Raw genomic sequence first — 25775 nt, 5'->3', positions numbered from 1 at the left:
AATTAGCGCCTTGGCCTACTGCCGCAAGCGATCTGCTTTGGTAAAATCCACGGAATGACTTCCTCGCCCAATCTCGATCAAATGCCCCCCGATCAACTGCGTGCATTCGCTGCGCAGTTGCTGTCGCAGGTCGAGACCATGGGCAAGACGGTCGAAACACTGGGCAAGAAGATCAACCGCGATCAAACGGTGATCGAGAAGCTGACCCACGAGATCGCACAACTCAAGCGCTTGAAGTTTGCCAAGCGCAGCGAGCAGATGAATCCTGAGCAGGCCAGCCTGCTTGATGACCTGATCGATACCGATATCGCGGCGATTGAGGCCGAGCTTCAAGCCTTGCAAATAGCGCCAGCGGCGATCGAGAAAAAGCAAAAGCCCAAGCGCACGGCATTGCCGTCAGAGTTCCCACGCACGTTGATCCACCACGAACCGGACAACACCCACTGCCTATGCGGTTGCGCACTCAAGCGCATCGGTGAAGATGTCAGCGAAAAGCTGGACTATACGCCGGGCGTGTTTACCGTTGAACGCCATATTCGTGGCAAGTGGGTTTGCGATGACTGCGAAACGCTGATCCAGGCACCGGTACCGGCGCAGGTCATCGACAAGGGCATCCCGACTGCCGGATTACTTGCCCACGTCATGATCGCGAAGTTCGCTGATCATCTTCCGCTTTACCGTCAGGAATCGATTTTTGGTCGTGCCGGCTTGGCGATTCCACGCTCCACTTTGGCTCAATGGGTGGGTGTTACAGGCGTGCAGTTGCAGCCCTTGGTCGATGCCCTGCGTGACGTAGTGATCGGGCAGCAGGTCGTGCACGCGGATGAAACACCCGTGCAAATGCTTGCTCCGGGCTCGAAGAAAACCCACCGTTCTTATGTTTGGGCTTACGCCACCAGCCAATTCTGCGAAGCAGCCGCTGTCGTCTACGACTTCAGCCCCAGCCGCGCCGGTGAGCATGCTCGCAACTTCCTGCAAGGCTGGAAAGGTAAGTTGGTCTGCGATGATTTTGGCGGCTACAAAGCCAGTTTCGAACTTGGTGTTACCGAAATCGGCTGCATGGCCCATGCGCGGCGCAAGTTCTTCGAACTGCACGCCACGAACAAAAGCCAGCTCGCCGAGCAGGCCCTGCGTTACATCCAGTTGCTGTACGAAATCGAGAGCGAAGTGCGCGACCTGGAGCCGAATTTACGATGCCGAATACGGCAAGAAAAAGCCGTACCCGTGATGGATAGGCTGCATGCCTGGATGATCGCCCAGCGTGATCTTGTGCCCGAAGGTTCGGCTATTAGCAGAGCACTCGATTACAGCCTGAAACGCTGGGAAGCGCTGTCACGCTACCTCGATGACGGGGCCGTACCCATTGATAATAATTGGGCAGAGAATCAGATCCGACCATGGGCTCTTGGCCGCAAAAACTGGCTCTTCGCAGGATCGCTACGCAGCGGAAAACGGGCTGCGGCGATCATGAGCTTGATCCAGTCGGCGCGGCTCAACGGGCATGACCCGTACGCCTATCTAAAGGATGTTCTCACGCGCCTGCCGACGCAGCAGTCCAGTGAGATTTCCGAGTTGCTACCGCACAGATGGACGCGAGCGTAATCAAAAAGCTTAACCACTACGCAGCAAGCTCAACGTAGCTAGACTCCCCACCTCCAGTCGCGCCCGACAACCAACCCCATACGAACATCAGAGTGGTACGTCCTGCGTGATCAACGCCTACCGTGCCACGAGACCAGCCAGCAAGAATCTCACCATCCGTAGTTAAGCAATGATAAAGAAGCTCAATGGTATCGGGGCCAGTCACGCGTCCGACTTGATGACCCATACGGATCCGGCCACCTTGATAAGTACCCCAAATGGAATCTTCTTCGACATGGTAGTGAAATACTGTGCCAGCACCGGATAGCCCGTGGGCGTTACCCGCTACCGTAAATCGGCGATTGTTCAAACGCTCCCTGATTTGAGCAAGGGGGATTTCCATAAGATGTCGCGTCCTTTTAGTCGAAATGTTCCATTACAGTCTTCGATGATCTTAAGCCATTTTTGTCGTGCCTGATGATAGGTCTGCTTGCCTATCCCTGGAGCTGCAACTCACGACGATAAAACGCAAGATGTGTTCACCGCCCGCTTACCAACCAATGATCTGGCGTGAAAACAAATCGAGCACTACGGCCAAATACAGCCAGCCTTCATCTGTTCGGATGTAGGTAATGTCTGTGACCCAGACTTTGTTGGGCTCTCTGACATCGAATTGGCGCTTCAGTAAGTTCGGTGAGGCAACGGCTGGTTTACCGCCATGTTTCCCCGGCCTCCGTCGATACCCAGTTTGAGAGCGTAAACCTTCAAGACGCATCAACCTGGCCACCCGGTGACGGCCACAGCTCTCACCAACTGTGGATAAGAACGGTTACCACTGGCCCTGACAGTTGTGCTGTTTGTGGGGAACGTACTCGCTCCGAGTGATTTCGCTCGTACGCTACTGGGTACGACAAAGGAAAGAATATGGGATTGCGTCCATTGCGCTCATGGCTAATTGAGTGTGATGGCTCAATTTTGCAATATACTGTTAGGCATCTATTGGAAAGAGATTCGTCATGTCTAAACTCGCAGAGTTCCGCCAGCTTGAAAAACACCTCGCAGAGCAACTCCAAGCTCTCGAAGCGCTGAAGGGTGATGCTGGTCTCAAGAAGGAAATTGAATTCGAGTCGAAGCTGCGCGCCTTGCTCGCAGAGTACGGTTATAGCTTGCAAAATGTGATCACCCTGCTTGATCCGCACGCAGTTCGTCGCGCGCCTGCTGCGCAATCCAAAATCGGCACTCGTAAACCTCGGCAGGTGAAGGTCTATAAGAACCCTCACACTGGTGAAGTCGTTGAAACCAAGGGCGGCAATCACAAAACATTGAAGGAGTGGAAAGCAAAATACGACTCAGCCACCGTCGAGTCCTGGCTCTCCAAGTAACTTCTCTCTAATTAGAAAAGGCCCACTTAGGGGCCTTTTTTATGTAACTCTTACTTGATCTGATTTAGCTTTCCGGATAGCGGCACTCCCGCTCAGTCTAGAGCCGCTTGTTGCAACTCCTCTGCAGCTATACGAGCAGCCTGGGAGTTGTGCGCAAAGACAGTTGCACAGCGAAGCCGGTCGACGTAGCCGTCTCGCCCCTTCGCCAGCAAGCCGGCCATCACATAGCTCTGCTCCATGATCGCTCTAATTCTGAGGAATGGCTCGACCATCTCTGGTCTCGGAAGATCCATAGGGTTAATTCCCCGCAGTGCAAGCACCTGCGACTCGACAGTGGTAAGGATTTCCTCATTTGTCTCCTGCACTTGCAGCTGCAAATCATTGAAACTATGGAACAATAAGCTTGCAACTGCCGCCGCGCGCGTAGCGACCCCAACAATTAGGTTGGATACAACTCGGTCCTTATTGCGACGCTCCATAGTCTGCTGCTCACCCTGTCTGTGCGTGATCAATACCGCCACGAAGATGGCAGCAATCGAGCCAATTGCCTGCACCCAGCCTGGACTGTCTTTATCAAGAACACCGAAGTGGACAAACACCCCGACCATAAGCCATAGAGTGGGAATACCAAGTATCAGGAGCCACATCCACCACACGGTACATACGCCAACTCATGGGAAATAAATCTCCACTTTTTCAAAGCCCGCTCCAACTAAATGACAATTTTTCGAGCCTTAACCCATAAAGAGATTCTACAACGGGCCTTGTAATTCGTCGTCGACAACTAAACCAGCTCAGCATCTAGCAGCACAAGTTTGTCGTTTTGACGCGTGAAAAAAACACGGAAGTTATCGACCCTCGTTACATATATCTCTTCGCTCACACCGCGTACACGTTGCACACTCCCACTTCTTTCTAAACCGCTTGGGCTTAGGCGTTCCAATGTTGAAACCATTTTTTCGAAGGAAAAGCGAATGAGGGTTTCTGGTCGCTCTGCCTTATCTTGGAATTTTTTCGAGACAAGTACTTTCATTTGATCCCCATTTTCTTAAGGAGGTCTTTTGCATCCATCAGCATTGCCTGTTCTGGATTTTTACGGATATGCCGTGCGGCTCCTTCCAGTTGAGCCTTCCGAATGTAAGCTATGCAATGTGCGGAATCACCAAATTTTGTTACATCTTCATCGAAACCAATGCAATACCACTGAAACTTAAGGAGCACTGCTGCTGCTACGATTAAAGCCCAAAATGCGGATGCTGTATGAAGAAGTTTCCAATTCAACTGCCCCTGAGGCATTATTTGGGTGGCCAATATGCTCGATATTAATCCGATCAAAATGGTCAGCACCAAATTGATTGAAGCCCTCGTTTTAGGCGCTATCAGCCAGGTTCCCCAGTGCATAAAAACTCCATTTTTGCTTCTTGTCATGGTTGGCTATACGGCATCGCTTCGACAGTCCCACAAATCCAACTGTGTTCAATTCTGTGGTTTTTCTGGCACTACCGCAATGGCAACGACTCACCGCTTTAGGTGGTACAAGCATCCTGTAGCCTGGCCACAGCACAAAAGGCGGCTCCCCGAAAACCACCACTCAACGGCTTGTAAAGAAAAGAAGCTTAAGTGTACCTGCGCTGACCCACCGAGCGTCCACTTGAACCGGTTGCTGACTCTCCCAAGGGCTTGAGCTCGGCCCAAAACTTCTGTTCGATAAGAGAGACAATGCTGGATAAACATTGTCTGCAAAATCCTCCTACTTGACAGAAATCCTGAACGTTTCCTGCCAGGCACCTGACCTATGCTGTTCCTGCTTCAAACGCCACGTAGGGGCAATCATCTCCTGACTGAATCGCTGCCTCGGGACACCTCAGCCTCTAGATGAAAGCATTAATGCGCTCTGGCTAGTTTAATTTCGAACCGCACACCATCCTTGACGTTCTTAACAGCAATATCCCCCCCCATCTTTGTGATGTACTGTTTTGCGATAAATAGACCTAAGCCCTGATGGTCTCCTGCTACATCCCGACTGCTCACGCCATATTCGAACACTTCTTCAATAGGATAAAAAGGGATGTGTGGACCTTGGTTGCTGATGTGTATTAAGACCCAATTGGAGTCAGAGAAAATCTGTAAAACGATATTCGTATCCGCTTTTCGAAATTCTTTCGCGTTATTTAATACTGCCATCAGCGAAGCTTCCAACATGTCGCCATCGGCGCTGACGTACAGCACGCTTGGGGACTTGTTGAACGTAATGATTCCATCGCTGGACTCAGCAGCATTCTCCAAGTATTCGGAAACGTCTTCCTTGGTAATATTTCCGCGTGATGAACTAATGGCTTCTTTAGGCCCCACAACTTTTTCCGAGCTCTGACCAGAGTACGTATTAGACAATGTTTTTAGCGCATAGGAAATTCGCTTCAAACTTTTCGCGCTTGGATCGTCAACGTTGTTGTGCCGTAGCAAAAGGTCTTGTAGGGGAGATTTAATCTCATGCCCTATGGCGCGAAGAAGGTCACTCTCTTTCTTCGCATGCTCCAATGCTTCCCGCCCATAGGTGGTGATTGATCTGTGCAAGTCCTCAATGCTAACCCACAACACGCCAATTTCATCATGACGATTGGAGATGGTATGGGGCAACTTGAAATCTTCAGCATCCGAATAACGCCCACGCATATAGATAGTGTTACGTCGTACGTGATTGAGTGGGGCCACGACAAAGTAGTAAATTGCAAAGCCGCTGAGTACAAGGATCACGCCAAAAATAAAGGCAAATGCTATAATTGCTTTCGCTGCTGCACTCCAACCACCAAGCACCAACGCAGGATTTCCTTGCAATTCAATTTTACCCCCATTTGAAAGCTGTATAGCTTTCTGAGTTGAGACGGCGGGAGTGACCAACTCTACTATTATGCTTGCCAACTTGCTTAGTGCCGACCGATTTCCATCTCGTACGCTGCTACTGCCATTTGCGAATACCTCGACTGGTAAATCGTGACCTGGAGGGAAAAATTTAAGGCTTTCCCCTGGCGCGAGGTATTGCCCCATCGACTCAAAAGAAAATATGGCCTTTGGGTTCATTGTCGAACCGTCCATAAGTACTTGCCCAGGGCCATCACCGTCTGGGCCAACTAGCTTCAAGATCACGCGCGCTTTCGATATGTCCTCGGGAGGCCATGTGCTGCTGGTGACATTCGCGCCTTCACTATAGGCATATAGTGGTACTTGCAGTATGAACTCGTAAGCACCTGCCTCCGTCAATGAGGCCCCATGGGCTAATACGCGCCCTTTAATATCAGGCTCACGAGTAAAGCGTCCGGCCCCCTCTACTTGGGTTTTAAACCCCGCGATGCTCCATGCAGGAGAAAAAATTCCTTTCTCTGGGACGTTAGCGCGACGAACTGGATCGAAGGTAGCTAAAAAGTAGCTTGTATTGCCTTTCGCCGTAATCGCGATACTGAAGTGGTGCGCAGTGAACGGGGACTTTGCATAAATTGGCGACGTCAGAGTACCGTTGATCTGGAATTTTCCGCGCAAGTAGACAAGCGTTCCATAAGCTCGGTTTTCCAAAACGCCAGCGCATAGCTGATTATCTGGAACTGCCACAGTCGAAAAACTGCAAGCGCGGAGAGGTTTAATTTCCTCTATATGCCCTGGAATGACATTAAAAAACTCTAGCGGCAGTTTAGCTAAAGGAATTCCATAGCCATCAGAAATCTGCTCATTAACATTAGCGAACGCTATTTTCCCATCTAAACTCTCAAATTCAGCTGCAACACGCTGCAGTGTTCTTTGGACTGTGCCTTGGTACTGCCGGGCCACCGGCACATAGCTATATCTAAGGACAGCTATCGTACCAACGAACAAAACTAAAACCATAAGACTCATAATCCCAACTATGAGTATACGAGCCTTAGCTTTTCGCAGATTAGCTTTGAGATTAATTAGGGATTGACCAAGTCTTGCCACTGAACACCTTTCATCCTAATCACAACAACATGTTCTGGCGACTCACCTACTTCTTCCAGAGCGTCTCGTATAATCTTGACGTGCTGGCGAATCGCTTCTGGATTTCTTCCGGATTTTACGAGCTCATAAAATCCGGCGTATGGTACGTAGGATCCTCTACGGTCATAAATTCGCCACAGGATGCTTTTGGCCGTTTGCGGAATATTCAAAGGCTTATCTTTGAATCGCATTTTCCCAGTCGAATGATCGTAGGTTATTAGTGCTTCCTTATCTTCCGTATTTGGGGCGCCGTTATTCCGCAATACTTGAAGCACCATCTCGATGAACTCTTGTCCATCAGGTGGAATCGGCTTTTCCATGTAATCCCATACGTCCAACTGACGCATTACCCCTCGATAAAGAGATGGATCAAGCCCTGACACTACCATTACGGGAGTTTTGTGATTAATGATGTTTGTACGAAGTATGCCGACTCCAGCATTTCTTTCGGGCGACAACTCAATATCTAATACAATCAAACTATAGCTTGACTCAACAATAGCTTTTTCGGCGCTTTCTCTATCATAGAACTGCTCTACAACAATGTCCTTCCCGATGCTTCTGCAGAAGCCAGCCAACGCGTTGTTCGTGTCAACAGAGTCTTCAATGATGGCGATCTTTCTCATGCTTTTTACCTCGTGCGCATATTGGGGAAGGGTACCAGTTATGCCCCCCCTACGGCTCTCTGCCTTCGTGAGTGTTTGCTCACGTTAGAGGTTGGAATCTTGCGTTTGCTCACAAAAATCTGGAAATCCGCTACACATGCTAACGCGAGTGTCTGGATCCAATTGTTGCGAGCTTCAACCCTAACGACTCGTTGCGTAGCCTTGAGTTCAAGCCATCAAGCCGGCCGAGACCAATGCGTCGCTAAAGCGTTGGATCAATCTATACATAGCCTCAACGCGTTGAGGCCAAAAGAGAGGTTTCACCATGACCGAACGTTACGAGATCTTCCGCTCTACTCAGAATCAGCAGTATTACTTCCGTCTGAGGGCGCCTAATAACGAGATCATTCTCGCTAGCGAGGGCTACCTTCAAAAATCAGGCTGCGAGAACGGGATTGCCTCATGCAAAACTCACTCGCCCTTCGACCAGTACTACGAAAAACGAACCGCACAAAACCAGCGCCCGTACTTTGTATTGCGCGCAGCGAACAATCAGATAATTGGCACTAGTCAGACCTACAGTTCGACTTACGCTCGAGACCAGGGCATCGCCGCAGTAAAAACATACGGGAAAAATGCTCCGATTGTCGACCTCACCTAAAGCGCTCGATAGCAGCCCGTTCACTGCGATAGGCCACAATGTTCTTGCTTGGAGGTAAGAATGACAAGCTATACCGTGTCGTATGATCTCGTTAGAAACAAAAACTATCAGCTGCTATTAGATGAGCTGACACGTCTTGGCGGACATCGGACGCAAGAATCCTTCTGGCTGATAGCGGTTAATAATACGGCTAAGGAATTGCATGACCATCTTAAAAAGTTTGTAGATAGCGATGACAGAATTTGGGTTTCTGAACTCACGAGGAACCATCATTATTCAAACGCTATGGCTGGTACAAATGCCTGGATCGCAAAAAATCCGCCCTCTCGATAGCTCGCACCTAGCGCCTAATATTGACGCGGCCGCCGACAAAGGCGGCCAAAAAAAGGGCCCAAATTTAGACCCTAATGTGCCCTTCTTGAAATCGCACAAAATGATCTCAATATGATTATATCTGGCCACTATCAGTTTTAAACATGGATTCTCTGGGGAAAGGTCGAATGGCAGAAAAAGAAGAATCTAAGCCTGCGAATGGGCGTTTCAACACTAACGATGAAACGAAGCGGATCGTATGGATCCAGACTGCCGGCCACTGCGAACTTTGCGGCACAGATCTTACCTTCGACTATCGTGCTGGCAATCCGATGAAATGGGGCGAGGTGGCTCATATTCTGCCAGCCAGTCCGAGAGGCCCCCGTGGACGCACGGATCACGATGCTGAGGCGCATACGAACGATACCGCCAACCTGATGCTTCTGTGCCCAGGCTGTCACGACAAAATTGATCGTGACGCAGATGGCTACCCTGAAAAAGATTTGAGCGGTTTGCACCAAGCGTACCTAGAACGCATCCGACTCGCCGCAACGACCCCCGATGGCGGCAGAGCCATTCCCTTAATCGTACAAAGCCAGCATTTCCAGACGATCAACGACATTCCCGTTCGCGATCTATTGACCGCTATGTCTGCTGAGGGATTAACCGCATTCGACCATGGCATCAAGATCACTTTCCCTGCGCCCGGACCACGAGGTAGAGATGCGACCTATTGGCAGAACATCACGGACAGCATCCAGCATCGGTTGGAGCAGCAAATCACTCGTCGTGGTGGCACCTATGGCGACGCGCCTGCACTGGCGGTAGTGGGCTTAGCCGATATTCCTGCGCTGATGCTGTTGGGGCAGACTATCGGCGACCGCTCCAAGCGTTTGACCTTCTCTTTTAGCCGAGAGCATCTTCTGCGCTGGCCCGATCAATCCGCTGAGCCCCCCGAGTTTTTGTTTACTCCACCGTCGGACGGCGATGGTCCACTGGCGCTGGTGCTTTCCATTTCTGCGCAAATTCCAATTCGCGACGTGACCGATGTTCTACCAGGTGCGCGTATCGCGGAGCTGACGATTCCAGAACCAAGCTACTCGATGGTTCAGAACCGCCGGGTGATTCATGCCTTTCGCGATGCGCTTCAGATTCGACTGAGTCAACTTGAAGCTATGACTCCGAACCCTATCCACGTCTTTTCGGCAATCCCTGCAGCATTGGCCATCGAGTTTGGCGCATTGCTGACCACACAGCATCAGCATCAATACCTGATTTTTGATCGGGACAGAGAAAACCAAAATCGGTTTACGCAAACACTGCATTTGGGCCTCGAGGCCCGGGAGGCCAAGTAATGCTTTTGAGCAACGAACAGACCAAGCGCAACAGCTGGGAGTATTTTCTGCTTCGCGCCGCGCGGGATATCTCACTGTCGGAAGCGCAGTACGAAAAGATCAACGATCGCTACTCACAGCTGGAAAAAATCCTTTCGGCTTCCGACAATCCACTGCTTGCTGAGGCCCATATTTTCGTTCAGGGCTCTATGCGCCTGAAGACAACCATCAAGCCAATTCCAGGCGCGCCTGCGGATCTTGACACCATTGATGCGGACGCAATCATCTGGCTGCCTCATGCTCAAGGCGCCAGTGCAAAAGAGATTCTCGACGCGATTGAAGAACGGTTCAGGAAAGGTTCTCGCGTTCAGGAAGAGATTAAGCAACTCCGTCGCGGCATTCGGATCGTTTACTCTGATGAAAATCCCGGCTTCCATATCGATGTCACGCCTGCCCGAGCGATTCTCGGAAATGGCAAAGGAAACGGCGAGGGGAAGCTCGAAGTGCCGGATCGGGTCACAGGTTGGAAAGCAAGTAGTCCTATTCCCTACTCGAATTGGTTACAGGTTGCCTCTGCCCAGGTAATTTCTCTGGAGGAGAGCCTCGTCATTGCCAAAAGTCAGCGGATGCTTGATGAGGCGACACAGGCTCCGCTTCCGCAATACGAGGACTATATCGATCAGGATCCGCTGCGCGCGACCATCAAGCTTCTAAAACGACATCGTGACGAATGGGCAATCAAAACCAAGAGCGCGGATACCCGCCCCATATCGGCGGTTATCACGACCCTAGCGACCCATGCCTACCTAGATGTCGTGAAAGAATCCAAGTCGAAACCGCTGCCGCCGCTAGATGCGATTCTGGAGATTGTCCGCAGGATGCCGGAGCATATTGCTAAAAGAGGCACTGACTGCTTTGTTTGCAACCCCGCTGACACCGGGGAGAATTTTGCAGAGAAGTGGAACAGGCCTGGCGAGGGCCAAGGCTACCGCCAGGCATTCGCCAAGTGGCACGCTGACGCCAGTGCATCGGTGTCTTTAGGCTTGGAGAGCTTCGAGTCCACGGACTCCTTTGCCAAGGCAGTGAAAGAGAACTTCGGTATGGCACCGGCGTTCATCACGGCAGTGAACAATGAGATCCCAGCCAACTGGACGATGCCCGGTCGACCGGATGGCACTACGCGAAACGCCGCTTCGATGGGCGCGCTTTTCGGCGGAGCCAGCGGTGGTGGAAACCCTCAGTCGAGCGTAAAGCCAGTTGGACGCCTTGGCTGATCCAATTAAAACGCCATTACAGCGCGGAATCTCCGCGCTGCGAAATGTCTTAGGTCAGGATGCTGCTGATGCACTGCTTCAGCCCGCACCAATGCGGGCTGATGAAGCTGCGTCCTTTCACTTTCCTCTACCGATCGATTACACGGGGCGAGAGCGGCGGTTGCGTATTGGGTTTCCCTCCAATTTCCCCCGCGGTCCTTTGCGGCTCAATGTCGAACCATCACCATGGTTGGTCTGGCCGCATGCCACGAAGTCTGGACTTTGCCTTCACGGCTTTCAGGAGCGCCCCATCATGGGCGCCCCAGAAGTCATAGTAGAGGACAGCCTTGCTCGTTTGGCCAAGATAGTTTCTTTATCTGAGATGGGATCAAGCCAAGCGAAGCGCGATATCGAATTCCAAAATGAAATCACTACTTACTGGTCTCTTCAGCACGGCAATTCATTCCAAAACCTCTTACTTTTGGATCGACCTAGAGCTGCCTCGGAATTGTTTGCTCTCAGCGATCCGCGGCGGGCTTTGCCATCCGGCCAGGAAACGGTTTGGATGGCCTCGAACGCAGCAGCATTGAAAGAACATTACAGACGGGCAGTCGGACGCTCCACTGTAATTCGCGCGGCCGAAACTCCGGGGTTTTACGTCAAGCTTCAAAGTTATCCGGATATTCGTACTCCTGATCCAGAGGAGTTGTTGCCCTGGCTTACGCCTCACCTTCAGCCAGATGATGCCAAGCAACTGCTGGCATGGTTTGACCTGCACGGAACACTGGCTAGTCGATGGATCGTCATGGAGCTTCCCGGGGGTATAGACGCTCCGATCTATTGCCTCAATGTTCGCTCCTATGGCGTACAGGCAGAGCGAGGGGCAAGGTTTGGATTGCGCACTGCGCGCCGCCGTCCAGCGATGGCAGGCGCACATGCCCCGGCGCTTGTCCTGACAACCGCCTTGGACGTGCTTGATCGGGCATCTATTTTGTCCCGCGATGTAAGCGGCACTGCAAAGCACCTTGAGAATGCTCGGGTAGTTTGTGTCGGCGTTGGCTCATTAGGCAGTGCGGTGGCAATGCAGTTGGCGCGATCCGGGGTCGGCCATCTTGCCCTCATCGATCCCGACACCTTGGTATCAGCCAACCTTGGTCGACACGCCCTAGGAGCGGATAGCCTAGGAAGCCTGAAGGCAACAGCTTTGCGGGACAAAATTCTTAGAGATCTTCCGACTACAGAATGCACTGCTTATCCGACGTTCGCTGAAGTTGTGATGAGCAGCAAACCAGAAGTATTCGATTCTGCGGATCTTGTCGTGATTACGACAGCCGACTGGCAATCAGAAGTTACGGTTTGGCGAGCCAAGTCCAGCGGCGCCTCCTGGGGGCTGATACAAGCCTGGAGCGAACCACACACTCAGGTGGGGCACGCGCTTTTCGCGCCAAAGGGTGCCTTTGATGGCACGCATTTATTCACGGACAGCGGCGATTTTAAGCATAAGTTCACCGAATGGCCGGGAGGAGGTGTCGTTCCACTTCCCGCCTGCGGGGAGAGCTTCATTCCAGGCGGATCTCTGGGGATGACGAACATCGCATCGATGGTCGCGCACACAGCTCTGCGTTCGCTGACCGGAAATATTGAAAATGCAACTTGGGTCAGCAGTATCTACAGGCCTAATGACGTGCCAATCCTAGGGGGTGAATACCACGGTCCTGAGCTGCCTGATGGGGCACAACAAATCCTGCTGGAACGTGGATGGCCAGAACACAAGGAAGTAATGGCGTGACGGATATCGCTTGGCGCTGGAGATGGCCAGGAGTCAACTCTGAACTCTTGGTGTCGCAAACCGTAGCCGACATTTTGGATAGACACCGCCAAGGTCTTTTGAGCGTGGAGAGAGGGGGACAGTTATTCGTCGATCCTGTTAACCCGGCTGGCTTGTTGCTGGCCTTGGCGACGCCACCCCATCGGTCCGATCGGTCAGGCTGGTATTGGCTAGAGTTGGATGCGGGACGTTGCCGGCAAGAAATTCAAGATGCCAATGAAAAAGGATTAAGGCTGGTGGGGTACTGGCATACGCATCCCCAATCGGTTCCAGTAATTTCTCCTGCTGATGTAGCCAGCTTCTCCAGATTTGCTGCCCGCTACACGCAAGACTTGCCGCACCCAATCGCCATTATCGTCGGCAAGTCCGAAAAGCCAGAAGGTATCAAGGCTTGGTCATTTCGGGACGGCAAGTATGTCGAGGCAACCTGGCTCAGGTAAACGCTGCATGAAAAATAGACGGGTCAGCGCTTGCCTCGCTCTGCCAACATTAGCGCAAAGAGTTCTGCCTGAAAGCGCGCGTCATCCAATGCATTGTGGCTCGGAGCGCTACGCGGCTTTAGCGTGACAGTCATCTGAGAGGACTTTGTTTCTTTCCAGGTGCAACCGTAAGCGCCCATGAAATAGGCCTTCATGTCGATCGCGGTGAAGCCAAAAGGGTTGGTTTCCAAATACTTGTGGAAGTAGAAATTAACAAATGACCAGTCAAACGGTGCGTTGAGCCCCACGAAAACAACTTTCTGCCCCGTGGTACAAGACGATTTCAGCCATTGATCAAACTTGTGCATTGCTTCTCGTGGCGCTAGGCCCTCGCGCTCCAGCTTTTCCAGAGTCAGCCCGGATACAGCAAGTGCTTCTGGGTCATGTTTCGGACTGTCAGGTTGGAGTTCGAGATAAATGGACGTTGCAGGTTGGGCTACAAGGCAAGCCCCGATGGAAAGCAGACTGTATTCACCAGGTATAGGCCCGGAAGTTTCGACGTCGACGGAAACATAAAGCTCATCATTGGTCATGCCGTATCCCTTTCATTAAAGCCTACTGACCATTCGTTATGGCCGCCTGGTTGCCCCCTCGCTCCTTGCGAATCTTAGCTGGATAAGGAGGCCTGTAGCTACTTATCACGCTCTATTAACCGCTGAAGCGATGCAGTGAGACTTTCCACGGTGGGCGCCTTGCGTGGCTCTCTTAACTTTATCACGTCGCCACTATTTACAGATTTTTTTACGTGACTGCCTTCCAATGCTTTTACTGCATTTTTCTCTTTGAGAGTGAGTGAAGATCTAACCAACTGTTCAGACACGACCTCGTCTCGCTTTTTCTCAGAGGAAGCTGTAAACGCTAGGGCTGTGGATTGTGGAAGCGCCAGCGGACACCATAAGTCAGCCCTTCCACTTTTCCCTGTAATGTTTTGACGACAGATGATTTCCACATCCACCTTATTTACCGCATATTCAGTTGACTGGTAAGCAGACTTTAGATCATGCAAACCAATATGAACCGCCCCTCTAGCTCGAGAGTGCTTGTAAGCGATCCCCAGAAGCAAAATACACAGACGCTTGATGCCCGCGGTATACACATGAAGAGTTTCGCAGAAAGCATCTATTTCAATATTAATTGCCCCACTGGACACCCTAACGCACTCCTCAACATACTCGCGCCAGCTATCATCACCCAATAAGTCTGGCAACAAGAGTCTTGGATTCACCATTAAGCGTTGTCGATCCTGCTGGGGGCGTCCTAGTAGCTTTTGAAGCATACTATAATTAGCCACATACAGCATAGGCACACCCAAAGTTGACAGGTTCAGTAATGCCTCAGCCAATTTAGCGCTCGCGTCTCCACTTGTATAAAATTGAAATTCATCAGCAACAAGCAGTGAAACACCTTCTCGAAATGCTTTTTTTCTACAGTATGCCATCACCTGATCAACTGTTTTTCTTCTGTTTTCACCTTGTTTTTCCGGTGGCAGGAATTTGGTCAGCATCGGAATAATGCCTTTCTTATCTTTTACATTAATCTCCCACATGGAGGTAAACGCCATATCCGAAACGCCGGGTCCCGGGTCGAAAGATCCATCCACTGGCATTAAACGCCGAAGAGCTTTAATCAGTTGGCTTTTACCTACTCCTGCCACTCCAGACAGGCACAAGGGAAACACGTCAGAATACTCCCCTGAATAGATTCCCCGAAGATAGGCATCATTACTTGGATATGAGCCCGTAGAATGACGCAATGCTATTTCAAGCAGCTCACCGATTAAACCGCATGCAGACTCACTGGGAATATAGATAGCTCTCAATGTATCCACAAGTGAAGCCGAAGCCATGTTGGCGGACATAGTCTCAAGACCACAAACTGGATCAGGTTTAACAATACTGGCTTCGCGAATATCACGTAAGCTTGTATATGGTGAAAACCTGTCAATTAGTCGGGTGCTCCCCATCCTAAGACTTCCCGCTCAAATTCCGTTTTAAATCAGCAACCTCTCGCTTATATCCATCGCCTTTGGAAGGAACACCCTCCTGAAGCTTTACGGCACCGGATGCTTTCCCCGTCGCCGCCTCAAATTTTTGATCGTAATAACTGGCGACTGCCGGCTTGCTCTGCCTTAGCTTTGAATGAGTTACTTTCAAAACATGCTCCTCAGCACACAGATCAGCCAATGAAACATACAATTGACTGGTATCATCGCGGATCGGCAAGAGAGCATCAAGCTCATACAATCGGCCATTTATTTCGACCCATAAATGCCGGACACACATCTCTAAAAGATATGCGTCCACCTCAACACCGTCGCTCTTCCCAACGCCATCAAATATCCCTGTCTGCTGAAGCTCTACCGAGTTAAATCGTCGATGATGGAAGTAAACTGCATCTTGCCGCAAAGAAACTTTAATTGGTTTCAGAAAATTCCTCACTGCCTCCTCAAAACTCATTGGGTAAGCGTCCGTACGCGCTCGCGAATCCAAAAAACCATAGATACCGGCAGGAGTAGTGCTTACCCCATGGTTTATCATCTCTGGAGTACATCTAGCAGTGGCATCAGAGGTCCAATTACTCTCTACTAAGTCTTTTATCTCGTTCTTTGCCATCTGAACGACATTCAAATTACTCTGCCTGTATTTTGGCCGTCCTTCTATAGATTTAACTCGAGGATGAGAAGACTCGATCGAAGCCTTGGATTGGCCGGAGTATGAGGGAGGGAGATCTCGCGAGTTGATCCATTTGCAGTCATCGAATAGATCTTTAGCAGCGCCAGGACCTCGATCAACTATGATATTTGTGGACAACCCAGTGCTTTGCCAATCGTCATCGTCTAAATCACTCATTCCAAAAAGCCTAAAAAACTCTGACTTCTTGATTGCCATCGAAAACAACGCCATTAGGTACCCACTCATATCTTCCTTGTCGAAGGAGAACCCTATACCAACGAGATAGCCGGACACACTGCAGACCGCTCTAACAACACAGAGAGGATCCATAACGTTTCCTTCTATAAGCCCAACAGGTCGCGCCTTGCTGTAATAAGCGTCTAATTCAACCCGTTGCAAAAGGCTAGATAGCCTTTCTGAGAACTTACCTACACTCCCACTGATCTTTGTTCGTACTGCCTCCTCCCCAAAACTCAGTATTTGCCGAGACTTCTGAGAAAAGCTCTTGGTGACATGATATCTAAACTGCGGAAGACTTGGAAAAGGTTTACCCTCCTTCTGAATATATTTAAACTCCCCCCTTGACACCACAATTGATTCACAGCCAAACACGTTACACACTACCCTTCCATATATTTTCTCCATACCATTTAATTGCTTACTATACAGAGCATACCCCTCAGTAATCATATCCAACATTTCTTTTGTCACTCCGTATTCTTGCCCTCCTTCATGCAATGGTTTTCTACCGAGCTTTTTCATTTTGGAAACCTCCTGCCGGTCCCAATGACCTATGCTTGAGAATTTCGGCATCAACGACCAAATATTTCTGCCAAATAATATATACGTATAAAACCAAAGCCTAATTCGTTTTGCATGCTGAGAGGGACTTAATTCCCTTGCATATTTATTGAGCCTTGAATCCAAACCAGGATCACCTAAATTTCCTTCAAATGATTCTAACGCACCAGATATGTACATAAACCGATGAACAACTCTATCTGTGTATGAAATAACTTTGGACTTTCGTTGCCGCTCGAGTTGGTAAAAATTTGTTCCTTCATAATCACGAAGCCATGGAGGGAGGCTCCATTGTTTTTCAGCACAAACTATACGCCCACTCAAAAGCCCATTCTCAAAATCCAAGGCGTTCATCGAGAGCAAAATTGATTTCGGGTCCTTTCCTAATGAAAAGAACACTAAATTTACGCGCATTTGCTCCTGATCATTTGATAAAAAATAGTAAGTTTCACCAGCCAGAAGTCCGTTATACCCACGCTCACTTATCAACTGCACTCCAACGTTCATATTTTTTTACTCGGCAAACAGATACTGATAAACACTCATGACATCCCGCTTCTCCTCTCTCATAGGCTTATCAACAAGTACCGGATCAAAGAGGCTAACTCTCAACTGGCGTGTCCAGACCGCATTGTAAAACACACGCAATAAATGCTCCCTATTGGCATACATTAGATATCGATTAATTATAGAAAAAGGAGTATCACCCTTAACAACACCAAAATTCAGGTCTTCTATCAGGTCCGCAACTAAATTCTTTTCAAGAGGTATCGACCTGTGGTGCCATGAAAACAACAAATCCAAGTTAACTAGTACCTGCACATCGATGTCGTCCGGCACGAACCTTACTGTTCGTATTCCTGCACCGCTGTAATAGCGCTCTTCTAATTCGTGCCTAAATTCAGCAGCAAGTATATCCCTTTGCTTCTTCAAAGGGCCTTTCACCTTTCCGTAGTCCTTTTCTGAAAAGTCTTCACGATATTTTTTCACTGTCCAATTGACACAGTATGGATAATTTTCGTCCCCCATACAGAAAAGCAAAAGATCGCCTATATATGGAAACGCCATCCTTTCCCCGCCTTCACTCTTAGGCAAATAAAACCCATGATGCCATTTCACATCGCCCATTCGTTCGCACACTTTCAATGTTCCCTCAAAACTTTTAAGCAGCATTCCAGCGCTTGCGTGATGACCATACAAGGGGTGCTCCGAGGGTGTCGCCCACAGCATTTTTTGCTCATGTAGATCAAAAACAGAAGGGTTATAGAGAGCTAACAGCGCGGCCTGTTTCTCGGCAGAGGATAGAAGATGCAGCGATCGACCTAGCCGCTCACTTCTCATTATTGTTGCCCAGGAAATACGGGGAGCCTCGAATTTCGTAGCCTGTATGGCGGGAGTATAATCGGCCCCAAACATCCTTGTTTTTTGACGGGCATATATCTTCAATAGATTATTTAAGTTGGCTTTCATCTCGTTATGCCTCGAATACCCACGATGCACATCCCGCCCGCACTTTTTTTCGTGCACAGCACCTTCTTTCCGCCTGATCACCCGTGGGTTTTCAGGCCGAACAATTTCATGGACGAATGGGTATACCGCCGGACTTGACGTCCGCCGCTCAGAGACACAGAATGGAGTTATCAGGACGCAATCTGATAGCTCCACGGAAGCCCGAGGTCCCACCCTCGGGCTTTCTGTTTTCTTGAATACCCTTCAGCTTATTTTGTCTTCATTTTTTGACCTTCTTCAGATTCTCTGATTGCCGCCGAGCAAATGCGTCAGGGCTTGCTCTTGGGTGGGTTCCTCAACCCGAGTGCTACAGCAATTGCATGTGCCTTACCTCTAAGGCACCTTGAGCGTCCGCTTAACACTGCATACACGTCTACCCGTGAAAACCCGTGCGCATCGGCCCAAGCGCTTACAGTCATGCCACTCTCTGCAAACTCAGCACGTCTAAGCTCCAGCTTTTCACGAGGTATGTCCATGATAAGCGCCCTTAAAATTTGTCTAATTTTTTTATAATTACTCATTCTTTCGTTAAAAATCAAGACAATCCTCTTAGTTAAACTTTTAACTCTTATCTCGTATGCGTAATCAACTTTCGTAGCGATACATCGCGCGTACCAATAATTACAATCTGCAACGTTAGGACCCAACACGCCACGCTTTTCTTCTAGCGAAAACCTCAACATCAGCTCCCCTCAGATCATTTTATTTTCTGTCTATACTCTGTTGGAGGAGAGCACTCGAATCTAGGCACGACAGATGTTTAAGCTAGGACTACTTGTTGCATAGAGCACAATGCAGGGAGTACGGTCCTCACCGAATCTGCATTCACTGCCCTGAAGGTAATGAGTCTCCCATCGAGGTATTGATAGTTGTTTGCGAGCTCGACCGACGGCAGCGAACAGCCTCTGAAACTGCCTCCCGTAAATCTACCAGTATCCGAAATGCTGTCCTGGCCTTCGATTTCAGTTTGCAAAATCCGTAGTCGAAGGACGTGCTCAGCGCAGCCAACGCAACTCTTTGCGCCTTGCACTGCCTAGGGACACCTGACAGGTGGACTTCCAGCCCAAAGCCGTTGACCTGCCATCTGTCAGCATGTGTTGCACGCGATTTAATTAGGAGCCTTGAGATGCCCCTGAAATGGCTGCCCGATGAAACGCTGTATAGCCTCTGTTGCCGCGAGCACTGCGTTAGCGGAAATACCTCCCACGCTGACACATGCGTAAGCCTTTTCGATCACCCATACGTGGGAAGCCGGACTGACTTTCCCGCACGCCTTGATGCGCTCACGAGGAATAGCAAAGGTGTTCTAGGCTCACCGCAGGAAATCATCAATAACCACTCAGTGCTTCCGTTCTTTCTGCACTGGCAATCAGAGCAATTTAAATCACAGATACTACATGCAGCATTAGTTTCAAGTACAAAAGCCGTAGTATCTGCGAAATATAGATTAGGATTAATGAGCAGTAGCTTTCCCTCAAGACTGCCTCTCAAAGCGTGCTCAGCTTGTATAAAGGCAGACTTAGAAAAATACTCAACCCCCTATTGGCATCTTTCGCATCAATATCCGGGGGTCTGGTACTGCAAGGTGCACAAGCTACTACTACAAGAACATTCAGTCGACGCTGAACTATTTCGAATAAAAATCTGGCAGCTGCCATCCCTTAATACCCTGCTACCTCTAAACACGGAAGGACATACCTTAATAAACACCGAGCCACTCACCAGTGTCTCAAGACTGAGTTCAATATGCGAAACCTACGGCAGGCTTTCTTTAGAAATATCACTCGACCAAGAAACAGTGCTAAAAACACATTATAAAGCGTTGGAATTCTTAACACTCAGAGCTAACTCAAAGCTGCTGTTAACAGACCTCTCGCATAGCTACTGCCTTGCAATACGCGACCTAATCAATATACCAGAGCTTTCCGTGTTACCCTTGACAGCACAAGAAGCAAAATCACAATTAGCAACACTGTTCAAAAAAAGAGCCTCAAACACACACCCACTTCGTCATCTTTGTTTTGTCTATTTTTTATATGGCTCATGGGAAACCTTTTGGAAAGCCTACAACAGAAACATCATAAACAATCATCCCATTTCTGCGCTCCGTTCTTCAGCAGGAGCAGTTTCCACCTCGAAGACCAAATCGAACCTAAGTGCAAAAATATTAGCATTAAAAAACACCGTAAAATGTAGTAGTAAAGAAGCATCAAAAATATTAGGGATTAACATTGAAACACTCATCATCCATGCAGAGCGTTGCGGAGTACCGTACCCCAAAAGACCGAAGAAACTTACGCCTCTGATACGTGCCTCAATCCTAAATGAATTAGGCAAATGCATCGACTTACAAAAAATCTCAGATCTATATCAAGTGTCCATAAAGACCTTAAAGATTTTGCTAAGGGCTAACCCTGAAATTTATCTGGCACATAGGACAGAAAAGCATAAAACCCTTATTAAATCATATCGTCAGCGTTGGACCCTTAACATTCAGCTGCACAAAAACGAAACCATAAGAGAACTCCGAGAGCTCGATAGCCAGGCTTACACATGGCTCTATAGGCATGATCAAAAATGGCTTAAAAACATCAACAAAACGAGAACAAAACACACAACCAATAACAGGCTTTCACTCTGGAAAACCAGGGACAACGCGCTATTGGCCTTGCTGCTTCCCGCTATACAATCGCTGCAAGAGAACAAATGTCTATCCCTGTCCAATATATTCAATCGAGTACCTAGACTTAAAAAACACATTAGAAATCTGGGAAAGCTACCAAAAACCTACGAAGTTTTAACTGCTAGTAACATCATTAGCAAACCTTGAGCACTGCAACCACTTTCTGCCTATTTATACCTCTCACTTCATAAACTCAGCTCTTCATAGAGTCTTTGACGCCCGTCAACTCTCAACCTGTGTTTCGACTCATTATCACTTAAGCGCTCATATTCACATTGAATAGCCGCCAAGAATTTTTCGAAGGTATCAAACAAACAGAATCCAGTTAAAAGCTTTCTGGATAGCGGAGCTGCTGCTACATTATTTCTAGGGAAAATTATTCTTGTTGAAGGATTTCGCCATCCACCAAGAACCTTACTCAAAAAGCCGCCATCAAAACTCGAATAAATATAATCGTTTATATCATCCAATCCACACCCACGCCCTAAAACTCGCTCTCCTATAGCTTTGTTAAAAGCTCTAGCTAGAACCTTACTAGGTATAGGCGCTAGATTGGCAATCATAAATTCTCTTGAAAAAACTGAGAATAACTGGCCAGTTATATCTCGCTCTTCGACTGAAATTGAGCCACGCCATCCACAATCGCATCCGGCGATATGTACATTTAACACCTCAGCTCTTTTCAAAAAACCACTAGAGCAGTCTGGGCACGCACTGAAAACTCTTATACCGTGCTTCCAACATGAATACACACCGGGGATTTGGTGAGAACGATGCAAATAAGCCACTCCATATTTCTTACGATCCTCCTCCAAACATTCAGGACAAACCCAAACTTTATTTTCCTCACCTGAGATAGACTTCGACGAGTATATCTCTTCACCGCCCACTAAACCGTCCAAAAATCTGACATTACGAGCAACAAAGGCTGCATATAATGGGAGCATACTATTGCTGTATATCAGGCCTTGAGCAACTTCTATACTTTTATCACCAAATCGACTCAACACCCCCCTAACATCATCAACACTTAATGACGACAGGTTAGATGCTTTCTTTCCAAACAGGTCCAAAATTGTTTCAGTGACTGAATACCCACCGGAGACAACGTGATAACGAGAGAGAAGAGACGCTAAGCTTTCATCAGGAAACGAAGACAATAGAAATTTAACGGCATCAACCACGACATTGCCTCACATCAAAACCAAGGCTCAAAAAAATACAATAACAAATACGCAAAGTCTATCTAACGTCGAGTTAACTCCAATTACCATCACCATTTTTACATCTAACCTCCACGCGGCCATCTGAAGATGGCGTGATCAAAGACTCTCAACCTCCATACACAGCCAGCCTTCCCCCCGCAGAAAGGGGATGGTGTGAAAATGATCTCATCCAGGCGAACGAGCGCCCACCACCAATGATCTGCTGCCAAGGAAGCATTCAGCCAGCTCCTCCCTTACCCACGTCTCGCAGTACGACTCGAAATCGCGCCAGACTTTTTTATTTTGCGACCGACTTTATTCTTAAGGATCACAAATGAACGCTAAGCTTGGGCCTATGGATGACTCAGATTATTTACGCCTGCTGACCATTGCGGCCGAGCAAGCCAACACGTTCCTCTCCAATGCCCGCAAATGGGAGCGTGAGCGTTGGGTTTGTCAGCGCCTGCTACAAGGCTTGAACATTCCCTATCGCGCCGACGAATTTGCCCCCGCGGGGGAGCCGCCGGACGTGTTGTTCCGCGACGCGAATTTCGAGGTGTTTTTCGTACTCGACGAAGGCCGGCGCCTCAACGACGAATGGCGTGACGAGCTGCAACGTCGACGCAGCGCGTTTTCCCTGAGCCAGCTGGTGCGTCGCGAGGCCAAGCCCCGGCGCATCCCGGCCAATGAATTTCTGCTGAGACTGGCGCCGACCTTGCGCAAAAAAGCCCACAACTATAAAGAGCGCGGCATGGACCTGGGGGAGCTGGACATCATCGCCTTCGCCAGCCTCAAGCGCGAAGTGCTGGACCTCAACAGCCACTTTCCTCCTCCCACCGAGTACCTGCGTCAGGGCTGGCGCTCGTTGTCACTGGTCGGCCCGACCTTCGCCCGAGTGTTATTCGCCCACCCGGATGCTCCAGATTTCTTGCGCAGCAATCTGGGTCGCAGCATCGTTTTCGACGTAGGGATCAGCCTGTGAGTCCGTTGCAGGAGTTGCTGGCCGAGTGTTACAAAGTGGAATCATTCGCCTGGACGATACGGTACATGTCGAGCCATTCCAGCCAGCGACTATGCTCCGTTCAACGCAGGATCTCCCCCACTGTAGCTTCTAAACATTCAGCAACGTCTACCTGACGAGGCCCAATATGACCAGCCGCCTGAACCCGGACGACCAGAAGCATGTCGAAGAGTACCTGCGCCTGTCCCAGCACCAAGTCGAGCGCCGGCCTTTCCGGCCGTGGATGCTCCTGGTGGTGGTGTTGGCAGTGACCATTGGTTTAGGCCTGTTGAGCCGTTTTATCAGTTACCTGACGCTATGAGCTGCATCGCGCTCGCTCGGGTAATTGCACCGATTTCTTTTAGCCTTGCGAGATATCCCCATGACTCATCGTATTGTCATCGTTGGCGGCGGCGCCGGCGGTCTGGAGTTGGCTACCCGTCTGGGTAAGACTCTGGGCAAGCGCGGCACGGCCAGTGTGATGCTGGTCGACGCGAACCTGACCCACATCTGGAAACCGTTGTTGCACGAAGTGGCGGCAGGTTCCCTGAACTCTTCCGAAGACGAACTCAACTATGTTGCCCAGGCAAAATGGAACCACTTCGAGTTCCAGCTGGGGCGCATGAGCGGGCTCGATCGCGCACAGAAGAAGATCCAGCTGGCCGCCACCTACGACGAGGCCGGTCTGGAACTGGTGCCGGCGCGCGAAGTAGCTTACGACTCGCTGGTGATTGCCGTCGGCAGCACCACACAACGATTTCGGCACGCAAGGCGCGGCGCAGCACTGCTTGTTCCTCGATACCCGCAAACAGGCCGAGCGCTTCCATCAGCAATTGCTCAATCACTATCTGCGCGCCCACGCCGGGCAAACTGACGCAGTTCAGCAGATCAGCGTGGCCATCGTCGGCGCCGGGGCCACCGGGGTCGAACTGGCAGCGGAACTGCACAACGCCGCCCATGAACTCGCGGCCTACGGCCTGGACCGGATCAAACCGGAAAACATGCACATCACCCTGATCGAAGCCGGGCCACGGGTGCTGCCTGCCCTGCCGGAACGAATCGGCGGGCCTGTGCATAAAACCCTGGAGAAACTCGGGGTCAACGTGATGACCAATGCGGCGGTCAGCGAAGTGACGGCTGACAGCTTGATTACCGCCGACGGCAAAGTGATCAATGCGAGCCTGAAAGTCTGGGCCGCCGGGATTCGTGCCCCGGGCTTCCTCAAGGACATCGATGGCCTGGAAACCAACCGTATCAATCAACTGCAAGTGCTGCCGACCCTGCAAACCACCCGCGACGAGAACATCTTCGCCTTCGGTGACTGCGCAGCCTGCCCGCAACCGGGCACCGACCGCAATGTGCCGCCGCGCGCCCAGGCTGCGCATCAGCAGGCTTCGTTGCTGGCCAAATCGCTGAAACTGCGGATCGAAGACAAAGCCCTGCCGGAGTACAAATACACCGATTATGGCTCGCTGATTTCGCTGTCGCGTTTTTCGGCCGTGGGTAACTTGATGGGCAACCTCACCGGTAGCGTGATGCTCGAGGGCTGGCTGGCACGGATGTTTTACGTGTCGCTGTATCGCATGCACCAGATGGCGCTGTATGGCGCGTTCCGCACGGCGATGTTGATGCTGGGCAGCAAGATTGGGCGCGGGACTGAGCCGCGGCTGAAGCTGCACTAAGTTTTCGGCGTCTGTCAGGGCCTCATCGCGGGCAAGCCACGCTCCCACAGGTTATGGGTCAACCACGGAATCTGGGACCGACACATAATCTGTGGGAGCGTGGCTTGCCCGCGATGCAGGCGCCTCGGTCTAACCTGCGGACACTTCCGTGTCTCACTGTATCCCTCTCCCCGATTGCGCCCCTTCGCTTACAAAGCCCCCCCTTGCGCGACACAGTAGCGATACACCACGCCCGCTAAATGGCCACACCCGAGCAAGGCACTGCCTGCTTCGGTCATCGCCGCACTCACGTGGCGTCCTTTATCGAGCGGTTGTGTCGTGCAACCCAGGAGATTTGTAATGCCCCGTACTCTCAGCAAAAACACCGTCGGCCTGCTCGGTGCTGTCCTGGCCGCAGGCATGATGTTGTCCGGTTCCGTATTCGCTTCGCAGCCGCTGACCCAGGGCTACCTGCTGGCCTCGGCGGAACAGGCCGTGAAGACGCCGGAAGGTAAATGTGGCGAAGGCAAGTGCGGCGATGCTTCGATGGCGAAAACCGATACCGATGATGACGGCAAGGTATCCCGCGCGGAATTTTTGAAAGTGGCGCCCAAAGCTGACTTCGACAAGATCGACACCAACCATGATGGCCAAATCGACGAACAAGAGGCTTTTGATAACGTGAAAACCAACTACGAAGCCAATGGCAAAAAAATGCCGAAGGGCTTGTTCGAGCACCTGAAAGACAATAGTTAAGCCTCTGAAGGCCCAAGCCCTGCCTCTCCATCGAGAAGCAGGGCTTTT

Annotated in this window: 24 protein-coding genes and 2 pseudogenes; 13 read left to right on the top strand and 13 right to left on the bottom strand. The window is 50.2% G+C overall.

The window, feature by feature from the left end; translation table 11 throughout:
- Positions 1 to 54 precede the first annotated feature (54 nt).
- Positions 55 to 1602: an IS66 family transposase gene (locus PSH65_RS04595; RefSeq protein ID WP_305425117.1), complete on the top strand. Its 1548-nt coding sequence runs from the start codon at positions 55 to 57 to the stop codon at positions 1600 to 1602.
- 16 nt (positions 1603 to 1618) lie between these two features.
- Here the strand turns inward: PSH65_RS04595 and PSH65_RS04590 are convergent, their stop codons facing one another.
- Both PSH65_RS04590 and PSH65_RS04585 read right to left on the bottom strand, forming a co-directional pair.
- Complete coding sequence (locus PSH65_RS04590; protein WP_058886542.1) at positions 1619 to 1984, bottom strand: hypothetical protein; 366 nt, start codon at positions 1982 to 1984, stop codon at positions 1619 to 1621.
- Positions 1985 to 2134: 150 nt separating this feature from the next.
- A pseudogene (locus tag PSH65_RS04585) lies at positions 2135 to 2404 on the bottom strand (DDE-type integrase/transposase/recombinase); the annotation flags it as partial.
- A gap of 193 nt (positions 2405 to 2597) precedes the next feature.
- Between PSH65_RS04585 and PSH65_RS04580 the strand changes: the two are divergent.
- Positions 2598 to 2963 carry a histone-like nucleoid-structuring protein, MvaT/MvaU family gene (locus PSH65_RS04580; protein ID WP_305425116.1) on the top strand — a complete coding sequence of 122 codons (366 nt, stop codon included), beginning with the start codon at positions 2598 to 2600 and terminating at the stop codon, positions 2961 to 2963.
- A 92-nt stretch (positions 2964 to 3055) separates the two neighbouring features.
- Here PSH65_RS04580 and PSH65_RS04575 read toward each other — a convergent pair whose 3' ends face one another.
- The 5 genes from PSH65_RS04575 to PSH65_RS04555 form a co-directional block, all read right to left on the bottom strand.
- Positions 3056 to 3610, bottom strand: coding sequence for a hypothetical protein (locus tag PSH65_RS04575; RefSeq protein WP_305425115.1), 555 nt, complete (start codon positions 3608 to 3610; stop codon positions 3056 to 3058).
- 137 nt (positions 3611 to 3747) lie between these two features.
- Complete coding sequence (locus PSH65_RS04570; RefSeq protein ID WP_305425114.1) at positions 3748 to 3996, bottom strand: hypothetical protein; 249 nt, start codon at positions 3994 to 3996, stop codon at positions 3748 to 3750.
- Positions 3993 to 4364 (bottom strand): hypothetical protein, encoded by a 372-nt coding sequence (locus PSH65_RS04565; protein ID WP_305425112.1) that lies wholly within the window; start codon positions 4362 to 4364, stop codon positions 3993 to 3995. Before PSH65_RS04565 ends, PSH65_RS04570 begins: the two co-directional genes overlap by 4 nt.
- Before the next feature lie 483 nt (positions 4365 to 4847).
- Positions 4848 to 6848, bottom strand: a complete 2001-nt coding sequence (locus PSH65_RS04560) for a sensor histidine kinase KdpD (RefSeq protein WP_305425111.1) — start codon at positions 6846 to 6848, stop codon at positions 4848 to 4850.
- Positions 6849 to 6904: 56 nt separating this feature from the next.
- The gene (locus PSH65_RS04555) at positions 6905 to 7594 is read right to left on the bottom strand and encodes a response regulator transcription factor (RefSeq protein WP_305425110.1); all 690 of its coding nucleotides are present in this window, start codon (positions 7592 to 7594) and stop codon (positions 6905 to 6907) included.
- A gap of 304 nt (positions 7595 to 7898) precedes the next feature.
- Here PSH65_RS04555 and PSH65_RS04550 point away from each other — a divergent pair, with 304 nt between their 5' ends.
- The 6 genes from PSH65_RS04550 to PSH65_RS04530 all read left to right on the top strand — a co-directional run bounded on the left by PSH65_RS04550 (position 7899) and on the right by PSH65_RS04530 (position 13401).
- The gene (locus tag PSH65_RS04550) at positions 7899 to 8234 is read left to right on the top strand and encodes a YegP family protein (protein WP_305425109.1); all 336 of its coding nucleotides are present in this window, start codon (positions 7899 to 7901) and stop codon (positions 8232 to 8234) included.
- Positions 8235 to 8294: 60 nt separating this feature from the next.
- The gene (locus tag PSH65_RS31720) at positions 8295 to 8567 is read left to right on the top strand and encodes a hypothetical protein (protein ID WP_370694675.1); all 273 of its coding nucleotides are present in this window, start codon (positions 8295 to 8297) and stop codon (positions 8565 to 8567) included.
- A gap of 167 nt (positions 8568 to 8734) precedes the next feature.
- The gene (locus PSH65_RS04545) at positions 8735 to 9901 is read left to right on the top strand and encodes an SAVED domain-containing protein (RefSeq protein WP_305425108.1); all 1167 of its coding nucleotides are present in this window, start codon (positions 8735 to 8737) and stop codon (positions 9899 to 9901) included.
- Entirely contained in the window at positions 9901 to 11154 is a 1254-nt protein-coding gene (locus PSH65_RS04540) for a nucleotidyltransferase (protein ID WP_305425106.1), read from the top strand. The genes PSH65_RS04545 and PSH65_RS04540 overlap by 1 nt, the downstream gene beginning before the upstream one ends.
- On the top strand, positions 11138 to 12922 hold the full coding sequence (locus tag PSH65_RS04535; protein WP_348529752.1) for a ThiF family adenylyltransferase: 1785 nt from the start codon (positions 11138 to 11140) through the stop codon (positions 12920 to 12922). The genes PSH65_RS04540 and PSH65_RS04535 overlap by 17 nt, the downstream gene beginning before the upstream one ends.
- On the top strand, positions 12919 to 13401 hold the full coding sequence (locus PSH65_RS04530) for a Mov34/MPN/PAD-1 family protein (protein WP_305425104.1): 483 nt from the start codon (positions 12919 to 12921) through the stop codon (positions 13399 to 13401). The genes PSH65_RS04535 and PSH65_RS04530 overlap by 4 nt, the downstream gene beginning before the upstream one ends.
- Before the next feature lie 23 nt (positions 13402 to 13424).
- Here the strand turns inward: PSH65_RS04530 and PSH65_RS04525 are convergent, their stop codons facing one another.
- The 5 genes from PSH65_RS04525 to PSH65_RS04505 form a co-directional block, all read right to left on the bottom strand.
- Entirely contained in the window at positions 13425 to 13973 is a 549-nt protein-coding gene (locus PSH65_RS04525; protein ID WP_305425103.1) for a 3'-5' exonuclease, read from the bottom strand.
- A 98-nt stretch (positions 13974 to 14071) separates the two neighbouring features.
- A complete protein-coding gene (locus PSH65_RS04520; RefSeq protein ID WP_305425101.1) occupies positions 14072 to 15298 on the bottom strand; it encodes a hypothetical protein in 1227 nt (408 codons plus the stop codon).
- 106 nt (positions 15299 to 15404) lie between these two features.
- A complete protein-coding gene (locus tag PSH65_RS04515) occupies positions 15405 to 17420 on the bottom strand; it encodes a hypothetical protein (RefSeq protein ID WP_305425100.1) in 2016 nt (671 codons plus the stop codon).
- 6 nt (positions 17421 to 17426) lie between these two features.
- Complete coding sequence (locus PSH65_RS04510; RefSeq protein ID WP_305425098.1) at positions 17427 to 18383, bottom strand: hypothetical protein; 957 nt, start codon at positions 18381 to 18383, stop codon at positions 17427 to 17429.
- A gap of 308 nt (positions 18384 to 18691) precedes the next feature.
- On the bottom strand, positions 18692 to 18898 hold the full coding sequence (locus PSH65_RS04505) for a DNA-binding protein (protein ID WP_305426938.1): 207 nt from the start codon (positions 18896 to 18898) through the stop codon (positions 18692 to 18694).
- 650 nt (positions 18899 to 19548) lie between these two features.
- Here PSH65_RS04505 and PSH65_RS04500 point away from each other — a divergent pair.
- Entirely contained in the window at positions 19549 to 21252 is a 1704-nt protein-coding gene (locus PSH65_RS04500) for a TnsD family Tn7-like transposition protein (protein WP_305425097.1), read from the top strand.
- A 38-nt stretch (positions 21253 to 21290) separates the two neighbouring features.
- Here the strand turns inward: PSH65_RS04500 and PSH65_RS04495 are convergent, their stop codons facing one another.
- Positions 21291 to 22289 carry a TniQ family protein gene (locus PSH65_RS04495; RefSeq protein ID WP_305425096.1) on the bottom strand — a complete coding sequence of 333 codons (999 nt, stop codon included), beginning with the start codon at positions 22287 to 22289 and terminating at the stop codon, positions 21291 to 21293.
- A gap of 376 nt (positions 22290 to 22665) precedes the next feature.
- Here PSH65_RS04495 and PSH65_RS04490 point away from each other — a divergent pair, with 376 nt between their 5' ends.
- From PSH65_RS04490 to PSH65_RS04475, 4 genes and pseudogenes are all read left to right on the top strand, one after another.
- Positions 22666 to 23292, top strand: coding sequence for a DUF1780 domain-containing protein (locus tag PSH65_RS04490; protein ID WP_123357369.1), 627 nt, complete (start codon positions 22666 to 22668; stop codon positions 23290 to 23292).
- Positions 23293 to 23458: 166 nt separating this feature from the next.
- Positions 23459 to 23632, top strand: a complete 174-nt coding sequence (locus tag PSH65_RS04485) for a DUF3094 domain-containing protein (RefSeq protein WP_253548430.1) — start codon at positions 23459 to 23461, stop codon at positions 23630 to 23632.
- Positions 23633 to 23692: 60 nt separating this feature from the next.
- Positions 23693 to 24992, top strand: a pseudogene (locus tag PSH65_RS04480) (NAD(P)/FAD-dependent oxidoreductase).
- A gap of 339 nt (positions 24993 to 25331) precedes the next feature.
- The gene (locus PSH65_RS04475; protein WP_305425095.1) at positions 25332 to 25727 is read left to right on the top strand and encodes an EF-hand domain-containing protein; all 396 of its coding nucleotides are present in this window, start codon (positions 25332 to 25334) and stop codon (positions 25725 to 25727) included.
- Positions 25728 to 25775 lie beyond the last annotated feature (48 nt).

Source organism: Pseudomonas sp. FP603 (assembly GCF_030687415.1).
GTDB classification, from domain to species: domain Bacteria; phylum Pseudomonadota; class Gammaproteobacteria; order Pseudomonadales; family Pseudomonadaceae; genus Aquipseudomonas; species Aquipseudomonas wuhanensis.
Note: the sequence above shows the minus strand (reverse complement) of the source record. Positions and strands in the feature narration are given on the sequence as shown.

Bases quoted from the DNA above. Each gene is read 5' to 3' on its own strand.
- PSH65_RS04490 (WP_123357369.1), top strand. From the start codon at position 22,666: ATGGATGACTCAGATTATTTACGCCTGCTGACCATTGCGGCCGAGCAA.
- PSH65_RS04570 (WP_305425114.1), bottom strand. From the start codon at position 3,996: ATGAAAGTACTTGTCTCGAAAAAATTCCAAGATAAGGCAGAGCGACCA.
- PSH65_RS04540 (WP_305425106.1), top strand. From the start codon at position 9,901: ATGCTTTTGAGCAACGAACAGACCAAGCGCAACAGCTGGGAGTATTTT.
- PSH65_RS04485 (WP_253548430.1), top strand. From the start codon at position 23,459: ATGACCAGCCGCCTGAACCCGGACGACCAGAAGCATGTCGAAGAGTAC.
- PSH65_RS04555 (WP_305425110.1), bottom strand. From the start codon at position 7,594: ATGAGAAAGATCGCCATCATTGAAGACTCTGTTGACACGAACAACGCG.
- PSH65_RS04545 (WP_305425108.1), top strand. From the start codon at position 8,735: ATGGCAGAAAAAGAAGAATCTAAGCCTGCGAATGGGCGTTTCAACACT.
- PSH65_RS31720 (WP_370694675.1), top strand. From the start codon at position 8,295: ATGACAAGCTATACCGTGTCGTATGATCTCGTTAGAAACAAAAACTAT.
- PSH65_RS04475 (WP_305425095.1), top strand. From the start codon at position 25,332: ATGCCCCGTACTCTCAGCAAAAACACCGTCGGCCTGCTCGGTGCTGTC.
- PSH65_RS04575 (WP_305425115.1), bottom strand. From the start codon at position 3,610: ATGTGGCTCCTGATACTTGGTATTCCCACTCTATGGCTTATGGTCGGG.
- PSH65_RS04590 (WP_058886542.1), bottom strand. From the start codon at position 1,984: ATGGAAATCCCCCTTGCTCAAATCAGGGAGCGTTTGAACAATCGCCGA.
- PSH65_RS04515 (WP_305425100.1), bottom strand. From the start codon at position 17,420: ATGAACGTTGGAGTGCAGTTGATAAGTGAGCGTGGGTATAACGGACTT.
- PSH65_RS04510 (WP_305425098.1), bottom strand. From the start codon at position 18,383: ATGAAAGCCAACTTAAATAATCTATTGAAGATATATGCCCGTCAAAAA.
- PSH65_RS04505 (WP_305426938.1), bottom strand. From the start codon at position 18,898: ATGGACATACCTCGTGAAAAGCTGGAGCTTAGACGTGCTGAGTTTGCA.
- PSH65_RS04550 (WP_305425109.1), top strand. From the start codon at position 7,899: ATGACCGAACGTTACGAGATCTTCCGCTCTACTCAGAATCAGCAGTAT.
- PSH65_RS04580 (WP_305425116.1), top strand. From the start codon at position 2,598: ATGTCTAAACTCGCAGAGTTCCGCCAGCTTGAAAAACACCTCGCAGAG.
- PSH65_RS04520 (WP_305425101.1), bottom strand. From the start codon at position 15,298: ATGTCCGCCAACATGGCTTCGGCTTCACTTGTGGATACATTGAGAGCT.
- PSH65_RS04525 (WP_305425103.1), bottom strand. From the start codon at position 13,973: ATGACCAATGATGAGCTTTATGTTTCCGTCGACGTCGAAACTTCCGGG.
- PSH65_RS04560 (WP_305425111.1), bottom strand. From the start codon at position 6,848: ATGAGTCTTATGGTTTTAGTTTTGTTCGTTGGTACGATAGCTGTCCTT.
- PSH65_RS04565 (WP_305425112.1), bottom strand. From the start codon at position 4,364: ATGCACTGGGGAACCTGGCTGATAGCGCCTAAAACGAGGGCTTCAATC.
- PSH65_RS04500 (WP_305425097.1), top strand. From the start codon at position 19,549: ATGCCCCTGAAATGGCTGCCCGATGAAACGCTGTATAGCCTCTGTTGC.
- PSH65_RS04595 (WP_305425117.1), top strand. From the start codon at position 55: ATGACTTCCTCGCCCAATCTCGATCAAATGCCCCCCGATCAACTGCGT.